The organism is Aureimonas phyllosphaerae, from assembly GCF_900113065.1.
GTDB classification, from domain to species: domain Bacteria; phylum Pseudomonadota; class Alphaproteobacteria; order Rhizobiales; family Rhizobiaceae; genus Aureimonas; species Aureimonas phyllosphaerae.
The window spans coordinates 63,135-80,493 of record NZ_FOOA01000016.1 but is presented as its reverse complement, the minus strand read 5'-3'; the positions used below and the strand labels follow the sequence as shown (position 1 = coordinate 80,493).

15 protein-coding genes are annotated in these 17,359 nt (G+C 70.3%); 8 read left to right on the top strand and 7 right to left on the bottom strand.

The genetic code is table 11. From position 1 onward, the window contains the following. Positions 1 to 3: 3 nt before the first annotated feature. On the bottom strand, positions 4 to 1,695 hold the full coding sequence (locus BM175_RS17065; protein WP_175526888.1) for a heparinase II/III family protein: 1,692 nt from the start codon (positions 1,693 to 1,695) through the stop codon (positions 4 to 6). Between the two features lie 168 nt (positions 1,696 to 1,863). After that, on the bottom strand, positions 1,864 to 3,276 hold the full coding sequence (locus tag BM175_RS17060; RefSeq protein WP_090965145.1) for an RsmB/NOP family class I SAM-dependent RNA methyltransferase: 1,413 nt from the start codon (positions 3,274 to 3,276) through the stop codon (positions 1,864 to 1,866). Positions 3,277 to 3,386: 110 nt separating this feature from the next. On the opposite strand from BM175_RS17060, the gene BM175_RS17055 reads away from it, so the two are divergent. Continuing rightward, complete coding sequence (locus BM175_RS17055) at positions 3,387 to 3,899, top strand: ankyrin repeat domain-containing protein (RefSeq protein ID WP_090965143.1); 513 nt, start codon at positions 3,387 to 3,389, stop codon at positions 3,897 to 3,899. Positions 3,900 to 3,909: 10 nt separating this feature from the next. On the opposite strand, the gene htpX is transcribed toward BM175_RS17055, so the two are convergent. After that, the gene (gene htpX / locus BM175_RS17050) at positions 3,910 to 4,875 is read right to left on the bottom strand and encodes a zinc metalloprotease HtpX (protein WP_090965142.1); all 966 of its coding nucleotides are present in this window, start codon (positions 4,873 to 4,875) and stop codon (positions 3,910 to 3,912) included. Positions 4,876 to 5,036: 161 nt separating this feature from the next. On the opposite strand from htpX, the gene BM175_RS17045 reads away from it, so the two are divergent. The 4 genes from BM175_RS17045 (at position 5,037) to BM175_RS17030 (ending at position 7,657) form a co-directional block, all read left to right on the top strand. Further along, positions 5,037 to 5,252, top strand: coding sequence for a DUF1674 domain-containing protein (locus BM175_RS17045; protein WP_090965140.1), 216 nt, complete (start codon positions 5,037 to 5,039; stop codon positions 5,250 to 5,252). 104 nt (positions 5,253 to 5,356) lie between these two features. Next, positions 5,357 to 5,836: a thermonuclease family protein gene (locus BM175_RS17040; protein ID WP_090965138.1), complete on the top strand. Its 480-nt coding sequence runs from the start codon at positions 5,357 to 5,359 to the stop codon at positions 5,834 to 5,836. Positions 5,837 to 5,967: 131 nt separating this feature from the next. After that, entirely contained in the window at positions 5,968 to 6,288 is a 321-nt protein-coding gene (locus tag BM175_RS17035) for a DMT family transporter (RefSeq protein WP_055885910.1), read from the top strand. 76 nt (positions 6,289 to 6,364) lie between these two features. Further along, a complete protein-coding gene (locus tag BM175_RS17030; RefSeq protein WP_090965136.1) occupies positions 6,365 to 7,657 on the top strand; it encodes an SAM-dependent methyltransferase in 1,293 nt (430 codons plus the stop codon). Here BM175_RS17030 and BM175_RS17025 read toward each other — a convergent pair. Further along, positions 7,648 to 8,130, bottom strand: coding sequence for a DUF1003 domain-containing protein (locus tag BM175_RS17025; RefSeq protein WP_090965134.1), 483 nt, complete (start codon positions 8,128 to 8,130; stop codon positions 7,648 to 7,650). The genes BM175_RS17030 and BM175_RS17025 overlap by 10 nt on opposite strands. A 623-nt stretch (positions 8,131 to 8,753) precedes the next feature. On the opposite strand from BM175_RS17025, the gene BM175_RS17020 reads away from it, so the two are divergent. After that, on the top strand, positions 8,754 to 9,722 hold the full coding sequence (locus BM175_RS17020) for an HD-GYP domain-containing protein (protein WP_090965132.1): 969 nt from the start codon (positions 8,754 to 8,756) through the stop codon (positions 9,720 to 9,722). Between the two features lie 48 nt (positions 9,723 to 9,770). Here BM175_RS17020 and acs read toward each other — a convergent pair whose 3' ends face one another. The 3 genes from acs to BM175_RS17005 form a co-directional block, all read right to left on the bottom strand. After that, positions 9,771 to 11,720 carry an acetate--CoA ligase gene (gene acs, locus BM175_RS17015; protein ID WP_090965130.1) on the bottom strand — a complete coding sequence of 650 codons (1,950 nt, stop codon included), beginning with the start codon at positions 11,718 to 11,720 and terminating at the stop codon, positions 9,771 to 9,773. Positions 11,721 to 11,838: 118 nt separating this feature from the next. Beyond that, the gene (locus BM175_RS17010) at positions 11,839 to 12,909 is read right to left on the bottom strand and encodes an AI-2E family transporter (RefSeq protein WP_090965128.1); all 1,071 of its coding nucleotides are present in this window, start codon (positions 12,907 to 12,909) and stop codon (positions 11,839 to 11,841) included. A 218-nt stretch (positions 12,910 to 13,127) separates the two neighbouring features. After that, complete coding sequence (locus tag BM175_RS17005; protein ID WP_090965126.1) at positions 13,128 to 13,796, bottom strand: YggS family pyridoxal phosphate-dependent enzyme; 669 nt, start codon at positions 13,794 to 13,796, stop codon at positions 13,128 to 13,130. A gap of 391 nt (positions 13,797 to 14,187) precedes the next feature. Here BM175_RS17005 and leuS point away from each other — a divergent pair, with 391 nt between their 5' ends. Both leuS and BM175_RS16995 read left to right on the top strand, forming a co-directional pair. Further along, entirely contained in the window at positions 14,188 to 16,800 is a 2,613-nt protein-coding gene (gene leuS / locus BM175_RS17000; protein WP_090965124.1) for a leucine--tRNA ligase, read from the top strand. After that, positions 16,787 to 17,347 (top strand): hypothetical protein, encoded by a 561-nt coding sequence (locus BM175_RS16995; RefSeq protein WP_090965122.1) that lies wholly within the window; start codon positions 16,787 to 16,789, stop codon positions 17,345 to 17,347. Before leuS ends, BM175_RS16995 begins: the two co-directional genes overlap by 14 nt. Positions 17,348 to 17,359 lie beyond the last annotated feature (12 nt).

Sequence of the window (17,359 nt, the reverse complement as noted above, 5' to 3'; positions counted from 1 at the left end):
GCTTCAGGCCTGCCGTTCGAAGCGCCAGTTGAGGTCGGTGCGGTCGAGGCAGTCGAGCGGCAGGACGATCTGCCGCGTGCGGCGGGGACCTGCGGCATCGGCGAAGAAGATCGATTCTTCCAGCTGCGGCGCGCCGTCGGAGAAGAACCACCAGACCTCCTCGCCGTGGACGAGGCGGAGCCCCTCGCCGGCCGTTTCGACCTCGACGTCGGGATGGAGGTGGAAGCGGAGCGTCCCCATCGGCTCGTCGCAGGCCATGCGGTGGGGGCGGCCGGCGGCCTGGAAGAGGCGGTCGATCCCCTCGATGCGCCGCCCGTCCCGCGACAGGAAGAGCTGGCGCTCGTGGACGAAGCCGAAGGGCTGGCGGTAGCCGTCGTGGGCGGCGGTGAGGACCTGGCCCTCGTGCGATTCCTCGCGGTTCACCGGCACGCGGGTCGGGCCCGGCAGGAGCGGGCCGCCGAGGAAGCGGTCGACGGCTTCCGAGCGCGAGAAGCGCGAGGAGGACTGGTCGTTGAGGGTGAGCGTCGAATGGGCGGCTGTGGTGCGCGACAGGCGGCGCCAGCCGCCCTCGATGCGCACCGGCGCACCGCAGTTGACGACGAAGCGGCGACCGCCGGAGGAGAACTCGAGCGCAAGCGTGCCGGCATGGGCGTCGTGCGAGACGTCGGGGGCGGGCGGCACGCCGGTGTCGGCGAGCATCACGGTGCGGCCGGCGGCGAGGCGATGGTAGCCGGACTGGCGCATCTGGCTGATCGGCTCGCCGAGCGTCTCGTCGTGCGCGAGAAGGGCGGCGGAGAGGTGGTGGTCCGGCGCGCCCGCCCCGTTGAAGAGGGCGAGCGAGCCGTCGCCGTGGCGGAAGAAGCGCAGCGCCGGCAGCATGCGGTCGACCGCGCCGAAGACGGCGCGCGGGGCCGGCACGCCGCGCTCGTCGAACAGCGCGCGCAGCGGCACGAGTTCGGCGAGGATCTGCGAGACCGCGGCGGGGTTTCGCGACACGTGGCCGCCATCGGCATGGACCTGCGCGTCGAGTTCCTCGCCGAGTACCCTCGCCGCCTGACGCACGGCGTTGGCGGCGCCCGGCTGGACGAGCCCGGCAGCGACCAGCGCAATGCGCACGCGCAGCCGCGCCATGCCGGCGGGCGCCGAGCCCGCCATGCGGCGCAGGTGCCGCGTCTCGGCGGCAAGGCCCCGTGCGAAGCGTTCGGCGAAGGCGGCGTCGGCGCCCGACAGGATGGTCGGCGCATGGGCGATCCAGGCGAGCACCCGGCCGGCCGCGATCTCGTGCTCGTAGGCGAGCGCGGTGCGCTGGCGGCGGCCGAGACGCAGCCAGTCGCCGACCAGCGAGCGGGCGTGCTCGCAGGACAGGGCGTCGCCGGCGCGGGCGAAATGGCGCAGCCAGCCGAAGCCGTGCAGCTCGGCACGCCAGGGTCGCGCCTCGTCCTTCAGCGCGAAGGGCGAGCGGCCGTTGAGTTCGACGAGCTGACCGGCCAGCCAGACATGGCCGACATAGAAGCCGCGAGCGATCGACGGGTCGCCGCGGCGAAGGTCGTGAAGCATGGCCGCGGGCAGCGGTGCGCCGCCGGCGAACGGCAGGGGATGGCGGAACAGGGCGCCGAGACGCGACAGGGCGCGGCGCCCGATTTCGCGTGCCATCAGGCCGGCCAGGCGAGGCTCGTCGACGAAGCCCGTCGTCATCCGCATTCCCCCGCCCAAAGACGCCCCCGTTGATCCGCGACCCGGTCGGGGCGCGGGATGTTCCGGGGCCAATTTCGGCCAACAGGGTTAACGGAAGCTTAAAGCGCTGCAACCGGAAGGCGGCAGGCTGATGCGGACCTTGCGGGCAAGGCCTTGTTCGTCAACGGATCACGACCGGCGGCGCAACCTTGCGGCGAAGAACCCGTCGAGCCCGGAGGCGTCCGGCGTCTCGCGCATGAGCATGGCGGGCGTCGTGCGCAGGAAGCCCTCGCCGGTGACGGCGGCTTCGAGGCCGGGCACCTCGTCCGGCCGCACCGGCTCCAGCTCGAACTCCTTGTGCTCGGCGAGGAAGGCGCGGGCGACGTCCTCGCCCTCGACCGGATCGAGCGAGCAGTTCGAGAAGACGAGGAGCCCGCCCGGTGCGACGAGGCCGACCGCCTGGCGCAGCATGCGGGCCTGGACGCCGGCAAGCTTCTCCACCTCTTCGGCGGTCTTCGTCCAGGCGACGTCGGGGTGGCGACGGATCGTACCGGTGGACGAGCACGGCGCGTCGAGGAGCACGGCGTCGAAGGGCTCGTCCGGCCGGAAGGCGGCGAGGTCGCCGACCTGCGTCTCGGCCTCGAGGTCGAGGCGGGCGAAGTTCTCCTTCAGGCGGCGCAGGCGCGAGGCCGAGATGTCGAGCGCGGTGACGCGGGCGCCGGCCGCCGCCAGTTGCGCCGTCTTGCCGCCCGGTGCGGCGCACAGATCCGCCGCGCGGGCCCCGGCAAGGTCGCCGAAGAGGCGCGCCGGCAGCGCGGCTGCCGCGTCCTGCACCCACCAGTCGCCGGTCGCAAAGCCCGGCAGGTCGCCGACGAGCCCTTCGCCGCCGGACAGGCGCACGGTGCCGGTCGGCAGCACCTCGCCGCCGATCTCGGCGGCGACCACCGCGGGGTCGCGCCGGGCGGTGAAATCGAGCGGCGCCGGCACGCGGTGGATCGCCGCGATCCGTTCCGCCTCCGCCTCGCCATAGGCGGCGGCCCAGCGCTGGAACAGCCAGGCCGGCGTGTCGAGCCGGGGATCGTCGACGGCGGCCAGAAGCGCGTCGCGCTCGCGCGCGATGCGGCGCAGCACGGCGTTCACCAGCTTGGCGAAGCGCTGCGAGCGCGGGTCGGCATCGGCCTGGCTGACGGCGAGATCAACGGCCGCCGCGTCCGGCACGTCGAGGAAGAGGATCTGCGCCGCGCCGACATGCAGGATGTGGCGGAGCGAGGCGGCGCCGCCCGGCAGCGGCTTTTCGATGCAGGCCGCGATCACCGCCTCGATCGTGCCGCGACGGCGCAGCGCCACGGTGAGGATCGCCTTCACCAGCGCCTGGTCACGCGGCTCCAGCGCGCGGAACTCGGGATGCCCGTGGCCGCGATCGGTCAGCCCGTCGAGCGAGGTGCGCGTGTCGACCACCGCCGCGAGGAGGCGCGCGGCGACGCGTCGGCTGGGCAGGCCCGGGCGCTCCGGCGGCTGGGGCCTTGCCGGCCGGGGAGGCTTTCCCGCTTGGGCAGGCTTGGCGGTCTTGAACGGGCGCTTGAGGCTGGGCGGCTTTGTCATCGCCGATGCTATGGGCTGGCCAGGCCGCCGGGGCAAGCCCGCCGCGCGCCGGGTTGCGCGCGTGCCCCTCACGCGGCACAGGAGGGGTGATTCCAGACGGAGCCCTTGCGATGACCGACGCCCCGCCCGACGATGCGACGCTCGCCTTTGCCGCACGCGTGTTCCAGGCGGCGCGCGACGGAAACACGGGAACGCTCGAGCCGCTTCTCGCCGGCGGCCTGCCCGCCAACCTTGCCAACGACCGGGGCGACACGCTCGTGATGCTGGCGAGCTACCACGGGCAGGCCGAGGCCGTGCGGCTGCTTCTCTCCCACGGCGCCGATCCCGACCGGGCGAACGACCGCGGCCAGACGCCGCTCGCCGGCACCGCCTTCAAGGGCGAGACCGAGGCGGCGCGTGCGCTTCTGGACGGGGGCGCGCGCGTCGATGCGGCGGGGCCCGACGGGCGCACGGCGCTGATGATGGCGGCGATGTTCGATCGCGCCGAGATGGTGGCGCTGCTTCTCGCCCACGGCGCCGACCCGGCGCGGCGCACGCCCGAGGGACTGGATGCGCTCGGTGCCGCCCGGATGATGGGCGCCCACTCGACGCCGCCGCTTCTCGAGCCGCAGCGCGAGAGCTAGCACCCGCCCGTCAGCCCCACGGCCCCTTGCGGGGCTTCGCCGCGCGGCCGGCACGGCTCCAGGGACCGGGGCGGGCCGCCGTGGCGGCCGGTGCCGCCGCGGCGCGGGGCGACGCCGTCACGGCGCTCGCGCCCATCTCGCCCGCCATCGCGGCCAGCGCGTCGATGCGGTTCTGCGTGTCGGGATGGGTCGAGAACAGCCCGTCCATGCGCTGGCCGTTCAAAGGGTTGATGATGAACATGTGGGCCGTCGCCGGATTGCGCTCGGCGTCGATGTTCACCGTGCGGCCGGCGGCATTGGCGATCTTGGCGAGCGCGGAGGCGAGCCACATCGGGTTGCCACAGATTTCGGCGCCGCGACGGTCGGCCGAATATTCGCGGGTGCGCGAGATCGCCATCTGGACGATCATCGCGGCAAACGGCGCGACGATCATCGCAAGCAGCACGCCGATTCCGCCGAGCGGGTTGTTGCTGTCGCGGCTGCCACCGAGAAAGAAGGCGAAGTTGCCGAGCATCGAGATCGCGCCGGCCAGCGTCGCCGTGACTGTCATCGTCAAGGTGTCGCGGTTCTGGACGTGGGCGAGTTCGTGCGCCATCACCCCGGCGACCTCCTCGGGCGTCAGGCGCTGCAGGAGGCCGGTCGTGGCCGCGACGGCGGCGTTCTGCGGATTGCGGCCGGTGGCAAAGGCGTTCGGCTGGTCGTTCTCGATGACATAGACGCGCGGCATCGGCAGGCCGGCGCGCGCGGCGAGCTCGGCGACGATGCGATGGTATTCGGGGGCGCTCGCCCCATCCACCTCCCGCGCGTGGTGCATGCGCAGCACCATCTTGTCGGCGTTCCAGTAGGAGAAGAGGTTCATCGCCGCCGCGATGGCGAAGGCGACGGCCATGCCGCGCCCGCCCCCGATGAGGAACCCGACCCCCATGAAGAGGGCCGTCATCCCGGCGATCAGCATGGCGGTCTTCACGTGGTTCATGGGTCGCGGGCCTCCGATGCTCGGGACGGACGGCCGCACTTGCCAAGCGGGCCGCGGGCGCCGATCTGTTGCGACAGAAACTGGGGACCCGCCCCTTTGCGGTCAACGCCGGCGAGGCGGGCACCCGGTCTCCATCCGATCCCGTTGCCGTGAGCCCGACCATGTCCGACACACCAGCTCCGTCCCCGGCGCCCGAGCCTTCGCCGAGGCGCCGCGAAGACCTGCCCCCCGCCGCCCGCCGCGCGCTGGAAGAGGCCGAGGCGCGCCGCGCCGCCGAGGAGAAGGCGCGGCGGCCGGAGGAAGTGAACGGGCGCGGCGGCGCCGAGCCGACGCGCTTCGGCGACTGGGAAAAGAACGGCATCATCTCCGACTTTTGAATGTCGTAGGATAGAGGTCCTGCGCGGACGTCGAACCGTGCCGGGAACATTCGAGAAGCAGGCCGGTTATGGGAATTTAACCCTAGCCGTGCCAGACTGGATCGATGAGACTCGCCCTCCCCCTGCTTCTCGCCCTGTCGGGCATCTCGCCGAGCCTTGCGCAGGAGCTTCCGCGCGAGGTCGGCGGCCCGGTGCTCGCGCATGTGGTGAAGGTGCGCGACGGCGACACGATCGAGGTCGAGGCGCTGATCTGGCCGATGCAGACGGTGCAGGTCGCCGTGCGCCTGCGCGGCGTCGACGCGCCGGAGCTGAAGGGCGCCTGCGCGGCCGAGACGGCGGCGGCCCGCGACGCGCGCGACCGCCTCGCCGCCCTCGTCGGCAAGGGGCCGGTCTGGCTGACGCGGGTCTCGGGCGACAAGTATTTCGGACGCGTGCTCGCCGACGTCGCGACCTCGGGCGAGAGCGACCTCGGCGCCCGGTTGCTGCGCGAAGGCCTCGTCGATGCCTATGACGGCGGACGCCGCCGCGACTGGTGCGCGACGGTCGGCGCGCGGCGCGAGGGCGCGGGCGCCGGGCGCGGCTGACGGGTCTCGCATGCCTTGAACCCGGCGGCCCCGGTCCCATCTGCAGGACCGGGGCAGCGGACGACCGCGCCCCGGCGCATCGAGCGCCCTTCCTTTCGGGACGACCCGGTTCGCACAACGCGGGACACATCATGCCCTGGGTCTATCTGGTCGTCGCCGGCCTTCTCGAAATCGGCTGGGCGTCGGCAATGAAGCAGTCCGCCGGCTTCACCAAGCTCGTGCCGACCGTCCTCACCATCGTGTTGATGCTCGGCAGCTTCGGGCTTCTCGCCGCCGCCATGCGCACCCTGCCGCTCGGCACGGCCTATGCCGTGTGGACCGGCATCGGCGCGCTCGGCGCGTTTCTCGTCGGTCTCGTCTGGTTCGGCGATAGCGCCCATCCGATGCGCCTTCTGGCCGCCGCGCTGATCCTGTCGGGCATCGTCCTGATGAAGGCGGCGCCCTCGTCCTGAAACCGGCGATGGCGGGTGGCAGGGCGACGGCCGGCGGTCTAGAAGGGTTTCACGTGAAACGCAGACGCCGGTGCGCATGACCCCCTCCCCTGCCCCCTCCGCCGACGAGGCGCGCGTCGCCGCCGCGATCGGCGACCTCGTGCGCACGCTCGATCCCGGCTTTCCCGTCGTCCTGTGGACCGGCGAGCGGATCGGCGCGCCGGACGGGCCGGCGCTTCTCGTGCGCCGAGCCGACGCGGTCGCGCGCCTCGCCTTCAGCCCGCGCGTCGAGACGCTGCTCGGCTTCTGGATGGACGGGACGATCGACGTGGTCGGCGGCTCGTTCCTGGATCTTGCCGGACAACGCGGCGCGAGAGCCAAGGCGAAGGGCGCCTGGAAGAAGCTCGACAAGCGCCGGCTCGTCACGCTCCTTCCCTCGCTCTGGCGGCTGCGCAAGTCCGGCCCGGCCGCGACCGCGGAAGCCGGCGCGGATGCCGGCGCCAGCGGCTCCACCAAGCAGGCGATCCAGTACCACTACGACGTCTCGAACCGCTTCTACGAGCTCTTCCTCGACCGGCGCATGGTCTATTCCTGCGCCTATTTCGACGGCTGGCACGACGACATCGACAAGGCGCAGGAAGACAAGCTGGAGATGATCTGCCGCAAGCTGCGGCTCCAGCCCGGCGAGCGCTTCCTCGACATCGGCTGCGGCTGGGGGGCGCTCCTGATCCACGCCGCCTCGCGCCATGGCGTGACGGGGCACGGCGTCACCCTGTCCAAGGCCCAGTTCGATCTGGCCACGCGCCGCGTGCGCGAGGCGGGGCTGGAGGACCGGATCACGATCGAGCTGAAGCCCTACCAAGAGCTGACCGGCACGTTCGACAAGATCGCCTCGATCGGCATGTTCGAGCATGTCGGCTTCCGGAACCACGACGCCTATTTCGGCGCCGTGCGCAAGCTCCTGCGCCCGCGCGGGCTCTACCTGCACCACACGATCGCCCGGCCCGCCAAGCGGGACCTGGAGACCTTCCACAAGGGCTCGCGCGAGTATCGCGCCATCACCCGATTCATCTTCCCGGGCGGCGAGCTCGACTATATCGGCCACTCGCTGCAGAAGCTCGAGGCGCACCGCTTCGAGGTGCACGACGTCGAGAACTGGCGCGAGCACTACGGGCGCACGTGCCGGATCTGGGCGGAGCGGCTGGAGGCGAACTTCGAGGCCGCGGCCACGGAAGCGGGCGCACCCGTCACCCGCCTCTGGCTCCTGTATCTCGCCGGCTGCGCCCTCGCCTTCGAGCGCGGCACGGTGATGATCAACCAGACCCTCGTCTCGAAACGCGACAAGGGTCCGTCGGGCCTGCCCCCGACGCGGGCCGACCTCTACGCCTGATAGCGGGCCTTCGCTGCGGGCTCCTCGCCCGTCGCCCCGACGGCCGCCATCAGGAGGCGCATGTCCTCGCGCATGGCGGACAGCTCGTCCGAGAGAGCCAGGATCTGCGCCTCGGCGCGGATGTTGGTCTCGTAGTCGAGCCGTGCCTCGAGACGGTCCTTCGCCGCCTGCCGGTTCTGGCTCATCATGATGATCGGCGCCTGGAGCGCCGCCAGCATCGAGAGCATCAGGTTCAGGAAGATGAAGGGAAACGGATCGAAGGCGCTGGCCGCCAGGATCACGGTGTTGAGCACCGCCCAGGCGACGAGGAACACCGCGAAGCCGATGATGAAGCTCCATGAGCCGCCGACGGCAGCGACGCGGTCGGCCAAGCGCTCCCCGAAGGTCATGCCTTCGGCGAACACCTCGTGGGGATCACGGGTGGCGGTGGTCCGGCGCAGACGGCCGGCGACGTAACGGATTGCCGCGTTCATGGGCTCACCTTTGGGACGACCGGCCGCTTGTCGCGGACGTCGCCCGGTGAGCCGACGGATCAGCTCCGGCGCGACCGCGAAAGCGGCTCGGTCGATCGACTGAGATCGTTGCTGGACATGATCCTCTCGGGATCGGCTGATGACTGGGATGAGCCTCGCGGCTCGATGGGGATATGCGCCTCGGGGGTGTCTTGGTCAAGTCCCCGTGATGGCGGTGGAAACCGTCTCCGATGCAGGCCTGCCATGCGCGGGCGGCGGGTCGGACGGCGCATGAAAAAGGCCGCTCTCCGGGGAGAGCGGCCTTTCCGTGATCAAAGCCACGCCGGCAGGTCCGATGCGGACCCTGAGGCAGGGCGCATCAGATCGTCAGATGCGAGAAGAAGGCTGCCCCTTCACCATCGTCGTATCCATGGACCCGGCCGGCATAGGAAAACCACTCGACATCGGATCACCTCCTTTCGCTTCGTTGAACATGATCAGAGTATGGGATCGGTCGGGGGAACGCGCAAGGGGCGCCCGTCGCCGAATCTTTCAAGCGACGATCGGTCGAGCCGCAAGAAAATCGCAAACCACCCTTTAAACCTTCCCCGGTCAATGTACCCTTCGGGCAGGGGGACTTTCGGATGCTGTTGCGGATCGACCGGCGTCAGGCAAGGATCGGCATGTTCGTCGACCATGTCGAGGGCGCCTGGATCGACGTGCCGATCTGGTTCCGCAGCCATCGCATCGACGACGACGCGGCGGTGGCCCGCATTCGCGACAGCCGCATCTCGGCCGTCGTGATCGATCTCGACAAGGGCGTCGGCCCGACGCAGGGCCCGGTCGCACCTCTTGCGCCCCCGAAGGTTGCGGCCGCCGCCTCGACGGCCCCGGACCCCGAGGTGGTGAAGGCCAAGGAGACGCTGCGCCGGACCCATTCGGCGATGCGCCAGATCTTCGCCGCGATCCGCGACGGGGCCTCGATCGATCCCGGCCAGGCGAGAGCCGTGGTGGAGGAGGTCGCGGTCGCGATGCGCCATCGCCCCCGTGCGCTTCTCGGCATCACGCGCCTGAAGTCCAAGGACGAGTACAGCTTTCTTCATTCCGTCGCGGTCTGCGCCTTGATGACGCATTTCGGGCGCTTCCTGCACCTCGACGAGGACATGGTGCAGCAGCTGGGGCTCGCCGGCCTCCTCCACGACATCGGCAAGGTAACGCTGCCGAGCGAGATTCTCGGCAAGCCCGGCTCGCTCAGCGAGGAGGAGATCGAGATCGTGCGGACACACCCGCAGGAAGGGTTCCGGATCCTGCAGAGCCAGGACGTGTCGGACATGGTGCGGGACGTCTGCCTCCATCACCACGAGCGGATCGACGGTCGCGGCTATCCCGATGGGCTGCAGGGCGACCAGCTGTCCCAGGCGGTGCGCATCGCCGCGATCTGCGACGTCTACGACGCCGTCACCTCGGTCCGTCCCTACAAGGAGGCCTGGTCGGCCAAGACCGCCTACCGCCGGATGTGGGAATGGGACGGCCATTTCGACCGCGTGCTGCTCGGCCAGTTCTTCGTCAGCATCGGCGTGACCGGGGAAACCGCCCGCCGGCCGGACCCTTGAACCGGGGCGCCCTTCGCATTCGGGCGGCGCCCCGGTCCCTCAAGGCCGTCAGCCCTTGCGGTTCTCGCGGTTCTCGATCAGGTCGTCGACGACGCCGGGATCGGCCAGCGTCGAGGTGTCGCCGAGGGCTCCGAACTCGTCCTCGGCGATCTTGCGCAGGATGCGGCGCATGATTTTCCCTGAGCGCGTCTTCGGCAGGCCCGGCGCCCACTGGATCTTGTCGGGCGAGGCGATCGGGCCGATCTCGTTGCGGACGTGGGCGACGAGCTCCTTCTTCAGCTCGTCCGACGGCGTCACACCCTCCATCAGGGTAACATAGCAGTAGATGCCCTGCCCCTTCACGTCGTGCGGGTAGCCGACGACGGCAGCTTCCGAGACCTTGGGGTGCGAGACCAGCGCCGATTCCACCTCGGCCGTGCCCATGCGGTGGCCCGACACGTTGATGACGTCGTCGACGCGGCCCGTGATCCACCAGTAGCCGTCGGCGTCGCGCCGGGCGCCGTCGCCGGTGAAGTACTTGCCGGGATAGGTCGAGAAATACGTCTGCTCGAAGCGCTCGTGGTCACCGTAGACCGTGCGCATCTGGCCGGGCCAACTGTCGGCGATGCACAGGTTTCCGTCGGCCGCGCCCTCCAGCACCTTGCCCTCGGCATCGACGAGTTCGGGCCGGACGCCGAAAAAGGGCTTGGTCGCGGAGCCGGGCTTCAGCGCCACAGCGCCCGGCAGCGGCGAGATCAGGATGCCGCCGGTCTCGGTCTGCCACCAGGTGTCGACGATCGCGCAGCGTTCCTCGCCGACCACCGTGTAGTACCAGTTCCAGGCTTCCGGATTGATCGGCTCGCCGACCGAGCCGAGGAGCCGGATCGACCGGCGCGAGGACCTGGTGACGAACTCGTCGCCTGCCCCCATCAGCGCGCGGATGGCGGTCGGCGCGGTGTAGAAGATGTTCACCTGGTGCTTGTCGACGACCTGCCACATGCGGCCGGCATCGGGGTAGTTCGGCACGCCCTCGAACATCAGCGTCGTCGCGCCGTTGGCGAGCGGGCCATAGACCGTGTAGCTATGGCCGGTCACCCAGCCGACGTCGGCGGTGCACCAGAATACCTCGCCCGGCCGGTAGTCGAAGACGTACTGGTGCGTCATCGAGGCCCAGACGAGATAGCCGCCGGTCGTGTGCAGGACGCCCTTCGGCTTGCCGGTGGAGCCCGACGTGTAGAGGATGAACAGCGGGTCCTCGGCGCTCATCTCGGCGGGCGGGCAGTCGGCCGAAACCTTGTCGCGCTCCTCGTGCCACCAGAGGTCGCGGCCGCCCTCCATCGCGACCTCTGCCCCGGTGCGGCGCACCACCAGAACCTTCTCGACCGTGTGGCCGGCCTTGGCGGCGATGCCGAGCGCCTTGTCGGCATTGGCCTTCAATGGCACCTTGCGGCCCGCACGAAGGCCCTCGTCGGCGGTGACCAGCACCTTGGAGGAGGAGTCTTCCATGCGTCCGCCGAGCGCATCGGGCGAGAAGCCGCCGAAGACCACGGAATGGATCGCGCCGAGCCGGGCGCAGGCGAGCATCGTCACGGCCGCTTCCGGGATCATCGGCAGGTAGATCGAGACGCGGTCGCCCTTTTCGACGCCCATGCCCTTGAGGACGTTGGCCATGCGGCAGACGTCGGCGTGGAGCTCGCGATAGGTGATGTGGCGGGCGTCTTTGGGATCGTCGCCCTCCCAGATGATCGCCGTCTGGTCGCCGCGCGTCTCGAGGTGCCGGTCGAGGCAGTTGGCGGAGAGGTTGAGCGTGCCGTCCTCGAACCACCGGATCGAGACGGCACCGGGCTCGAACGAGGTGTTCTTGACCATCGTGTAGGGCTTGATCCAGTCGAGCCGTGCCCCGTGCTCGCGCCAGAAGCCGTCCGGGTCGGAGACGCTGCGCGCGTACCAGGCCTCGTAGTCGGCCTCGGTGATCTGCGTGCCCGCCTTCCAGGCGTCCTTCACGGCGATGGTGGTCATGTCAAAGGTCTCCCTCCTCTCGGCACCTCTTCGTGCCGGCGCCGCTCCCGACGGCGCGGAGGTGAACCTAGAACGGGTCGCGCGCCGAGAAAACTGCCGTGCGCCAGAAAAGCCGCCCTCAGCGCCCGTCCTCCGCCTCCACCGGACCGCCGAGAACGTCGCGGACGTAGAGTTCCTGCACCAGCGTCATCAGGACGGCGACCACGGGCACGGCGAGCACGAAACCGAGAAGGCCGAACAGGAGGCCGAAGATCACCTGCGCCGACATGGTGAGCGCGGGCGGCAGCGCGGTCGTGTAACGCTGGGCGATCGGCTGGGCGATGTTGCTCTCGATGCCCTGCAGGACGACGTAGAGGCCAAGCGCCCAGAGCGCCATGTCGACACCCTGCGCCAGCGCCGCCAGCACGATGATGACGCCGGCGACGAAGGCGCCAAGCGTCGGGATGAAGGCGAGGAGCCCGGCCTGCAATGCTAGGAGGAAGGCGTTGTTGACCCCGATCGCCCAGAGGCCCGCCCAGGACACCGAGAAGATCAGCGCCATCGAGACGGCGTCGCCCGCCACCCACATCAGGAGCGAGTGGGCGCTGCGGTCGAGCACCTCGCCGATGCGCGCGCGCTTTTCCTTCGGGAACAGCGAAACCAGCCCGTTTCGGTAGAGGCTCGGCTGCCACGACACGAAGATCGCCAGGAACAGGACGATGAAGAAGTTGCCGAGGCCCCCCAGTGCCCCGAACAGCGCCCGGCCGGCCGAGGACACGACACCGGACGGGTCGGGCAGGAGCGACTGGAGGTCGCCGGACGTGATCTCCTTCTCGACCGGCAGGCCGAGCGCGCTCAGCTGGCTCATCAGCTGGTCGGCCTGATCGCGCACGCCGGCCAGGAGATCGTTGAACTGCTGCACGATCGTCACTCCGCCCCAGGCGACGGGGGCGATGATGAGGGCGAAGGTCAGGAGATAGACGAGGCCGAGCGCCACCATGCGCGGCAGCCCGAGCCGCTGCAGGAGCCGCGCGAGGCCGCAGAAGATCGCAGCGATCAGGAGCCCCGCGAAGATCAGGAAGAAAGCCGAGGCCGCAAAGGCGAAGATGACGACGAGAAGCAGCATCCCGAGGACGATCGCCGCCATGGTGACCGTGCGGTAGGCGAGGCGCGGGGGGACGGAGGCCGGGTGGGGTGCAAGCTCGCTCAAGGCGGGGATCCAATGCTGCAAGGGCGCGCCGGCTCGAAGGGCCGGCCCGCCAGGCCTCGCCGGGTCATCGTCCCGGAGGCTGGACGGCAGGATATAAGGCGCATGGCACCCACGGGAACCGACGCCCGCCCGCGTGGATCGCACGGGACCCCCGCAGGTTCGTCCTGCCCTACAGCCTCGAGGGTGACGGCGATGCCGCCTCCCCTGCCCCGCCGCCGCTAGCCGCGCGAGCCGAAGATCGCCGAGCCGACGCGAACGCTCGTCGCCCCGAACGGGATCGCGCGCTCGAAGTCGCCCGACATGCCCATGGACAGCTTCTCGACCCCGGCCTCGCCGGCGAGCTTCTGGAGAAGCGCGAAATAGGGGCCGGGATGCTCGTCCACCGGGGGAATGCACATCAGTCCCTCGATCGCGAGGCCGAAGTCCTCGCGGCACCGGCGCACGAAATCGACGGCCTCGCGCGGCGGCACGCCCGCCTTCTGTTCCTCCTCGCCGATGTCGACCTGGACGTAGAGCCGCGGCGTGCGGCCCTGGCGCGCGATCTCGCGGACGATCTCGCGGGCGATCTTCTCGCGGTCCACCGTCTCGATCACGTCGAAGAGCGCCACTGCCTCGGCGGTCTTGTTGGACTGGAGGGGCCCGATGAGGTGCAGCTCGACGCCCGCGAATTCCTCGCGCAGCGCCGGCCATTTGCCGGCCGCCTCCTGCACCCGGTTCTCGCCGAAGACGCGCTGGCCGGTCTGGAGGACGGGCCGGATCGCATCGGCATCGAAGGTCTTGGATACGGTGACGAGCTCGACCGAGCCCGGCGCGCGACCCGCCTCGTCCTCGGCCGCGCGGATGCGGGCCTTGATATCCTGGAGGCGGGAGGCGGCGGTGTCGCTCATGGCATTCCTTGAAGGCACGGGGGTTTCCGGCTATTTTGAGGAGTGGGTGCCGGAGCGCGAACTCCGACACCCGTCGCCTTAGATGAAGAGTTGGGCCCGGAGGATAGCTTGCCAGCCTCTCCGGGTCCTTTTCACCTCAAGCGTGACGCTTAGCGGAATCATCCACATCGCTTCACTCCTTCGGACGGCAAAGCCGATGCCTCGGCCGCGGTGGCTCATCCTCCGCGGCGGCGTGGGCTGGCTTCACGCGTCTGCTTCTGCCGTCCGATGCCCGTTTATGCAGGGCGGCCCCAAGCTTGTGAAGGCGGGCAGAAGTCAATATTGACTGTGGCTCCCGGCGCTTCGCGCGCCCCCGCCCGCCCGCATCCTTGCCGTGAGAATTCCGTCCGCGATGGCCATCGAACGTTACAATCCCCGCGCCTCCGAACCCCGCTGGCAGGCGGCCTGGAACGAGGCCAAGCTGTTCGAGACGGACACGGACGCCGACGGCGAGGCCTACTACGTCCTCGAGATGTTCCCCTACCCGTCCGGGCGCATCCACATGGGCCACGTGCGCAACTACGCGATGGGCGATGTCGTGGCCCGCTACAAGCGCGCCATGGGCTACAACGTCCTCCATCCGATGGGGTGGGACGCGTTCGGCATGCCAGCCGAGAACGCGGCGATGCAGAACAAGGTGCATCCGCGCGACTGGACCTACCAGAACATCGCGACGATGCGCGGCCAGCTGAAGTCGATGGGCCTGTCGCTCGACTGGTCGAGAGAGTTCGCGACCTGCGACGTCGAGTACTACCACCGCCAGCAGATGCTCTTCCTCGACATGCTGGACAAGGGCCTCGCCTATCGCCGCAAGTCCAAGGTCAACTGGGACCCCGTCGACCAGACCGTGCTCGCCAACGAGCAGGTGATCGACGGGCGCGGCTGGCGCTCGGGCGCTGAAGTCGAGCAGCGCGAGCTGACCCAGTGGTTCTTCCGCATCACGCACTATGCCGACGACCTCCTCAAGGCGCTGGACGACCTGCCCGGCTGGCCGGAAAAGGTGCGCCTGATGCAGCGCAACTGGATCGGCAAGTCGGAAGGGCTGTCGCTGCGCTGGGCGCTGGCGGAGCCCATGGACGGGCTCGCTGAGGTCGAGATCTTCACGACGCGTCCGGACACGCTCTTCGGCGCGAGCTTCCTCGCGATCGCGGCCGACCATCCGCTCGCCCGTTCCGCCGCCGAGACGAACCCGGAGCTGGCCGCCTTCGTCGACGAGCTGAAGCGCGGCGGCACCTCGGCGGCCGAGATCGAGACGGCGGAAAAGCGCGGCATGGACACGGGGCTCCGCGCCGTGCATCCACTCGACCCGTCCTGGACCGTGCCGGTCTATGTCGCCAATTTCGTGCTGATGGACTACGGCACGGGCGCCATCTTCGGCTGCCCGGCGCACGACCAGCGCGATCTCGACTTTGCCCGCAAGTACGGCCTGCCGGTCACCCCCGTCGTCCTGCCCGACGGCACGGACGCCGCCGACTTCTCGGTCGAGGACACCGCGCATGACGGCGAGGGTCGCCTGTTCAATTCCCGCTTCCTCGACGGCATGACGCCCGACGAGGGCTTCGAGGCGGTGTCGGCACGGCTCACCGCGGAGACGCTCGGCAACCGGCCGGTGGCGGAGCGGCGCGTCAACTTCCGTCTGCGCGACTGGGGCGTCTCGCGCCAGCGCTACTGGGGCTGCCCGATCCCGGTGCTCCATTGCGAGAGCTGCGGCACGGTGCCGGAGCGCCGAGAGAACCTGCCTGTCCGCCTGCCCGACGACATCGACTTCGACAAGCCCGGCAATCCGCTCGACCGCCATCCCACCTGGCGTCATGCCACCTGCCCCCAGTGCGGCGGCGAGGCGCTGCGCGAGACCGACACGATGGACACGTTCGTCGACAGCTCCTGGTACTTCGCGCGCTTCACCAGCCCCCGCGCCGACGAGCCGACCGTGCCGTCCGTTGCCGACCGCTGGCTGCCAGTCGACCAGTACATCGGCGGCATCGAGCACGCGATCCTGCATCTCCTCTACTCCCGCTTCTTCACGCGGGCGATGCGCGCCACCGGCCATCTCAACCTCGACGAGCCGTTCCGGGGCCTGTTCACGCAAGGCATGGTGGTCCACGAGACCTACCGCGACGGGCGCGAATGGGTGCCGCCCGCCGACGTCGCGATCGAGGAGAGCGACGGCACGCGCACCGCGCGGCGCCTGTCCACCGGCGCACCGATCGAGATCGGCGGCATCGAGAAGATGTCGAAGTCGAAGAAGAACGTCGTCGACCCCGACGACATCATCGGCTCGCTCGGCGCCGACACCGCGCGCTGGTTCATGCTGTCGGACTCGCCGCCGGAGCGCGACGTCATCTGGACCGAGGCCGGCGCCGAGGGCGCGCATCGCTTCGTGCAGCGCGTCTGGCGTCTCGTCGCCGAGACCGCCGAGGTGCTGAACGGGCTCGGCACGGGTCTTGGCGAGACGAGCGCGGCGGCGACCGCCGTGCGCCGCGCCGCCCATCGCACGGCGGCGGGCGTCGGCGACGACATCGAGCGCCTCGCCTTCAACAAGGCCGTCGCGCGGCTCTACGAACTCGTCAACGCGCTCTCGTCCGCCCTGCAGGAAGCGGCCCTGCGCGAGGATGCGAGCCTGCGCGAGGCGGCCCGCGAGAGCCTCTCGATCCTCGTGCGCCTCGTCGCGCCGATGATGCCGCATCTGGCCGAGGAATGCTGGCGGGCGCTCGGCCAAAAGGGCCTGTGCGCCGCCGCGCCCTGGCCGAAGGCCGATCCCTCGCTCCTCGTGCAGGACGAGATCACCCTGCCCGTCCAGATCAACGGCAAGAAGCGCGGCGACATCACCGTCTCCGCCAAGGCCGGCAAGGACGAGGTGGAAGCCGCCGTCCTCGCCCTGCCCTTCGTCGCCGAGGCGCTCGGCGGCGCCGCCCCGAAGCGCCTCGTCGTGGTTCCCGGAAGGATCGTCAATGTCGTCGCCTAAACGCCTCGCTTTTGTCGTTGCCGCCCTCGCCCTGTCGGGCTGCACCTCCGGTCCGCTCTACGGCACGACCGCGGTCGATCCCGCGACCGGCGCGCGCTCCTCGGTCCTGACCGACCTTCGCGGCCGCATCGCGCTGGCGCCGGCCTCGACGCGCACGGCGCAGGTCTTTCGCAACGCCATGCTCTACAAGCTGAACGGCGCGACGCCGGTCTCGGCGCCGCTCTACGAGCTGCGCTACACCACCTCGGCCACCGACCAGGTCTCGGCGGTCGAGGCCGGCACGGGTACGCCGAGCGCCGCGCTCTACCGGATGACGGTGAACTACGAGCTCGTGCGCACCGCCGACGTCAGAGTGCTCACCACCGGCCAGCGCTTCGCCATGGTGCCGTACGATCGCACCAACCAGCTCTTCGCCGCCAGCCGCGCGGTGATCGACGCGCGCGATCAGGCGGGCGAGGCGGTGGCCGAGCGGATCCTCGGCGCCATCGCGCCGGTGCTCCAGCGCGAGGTCTTCACCGACGAGCCGGCGATCACGGCGAAGAACTGACGGGGACGGGGG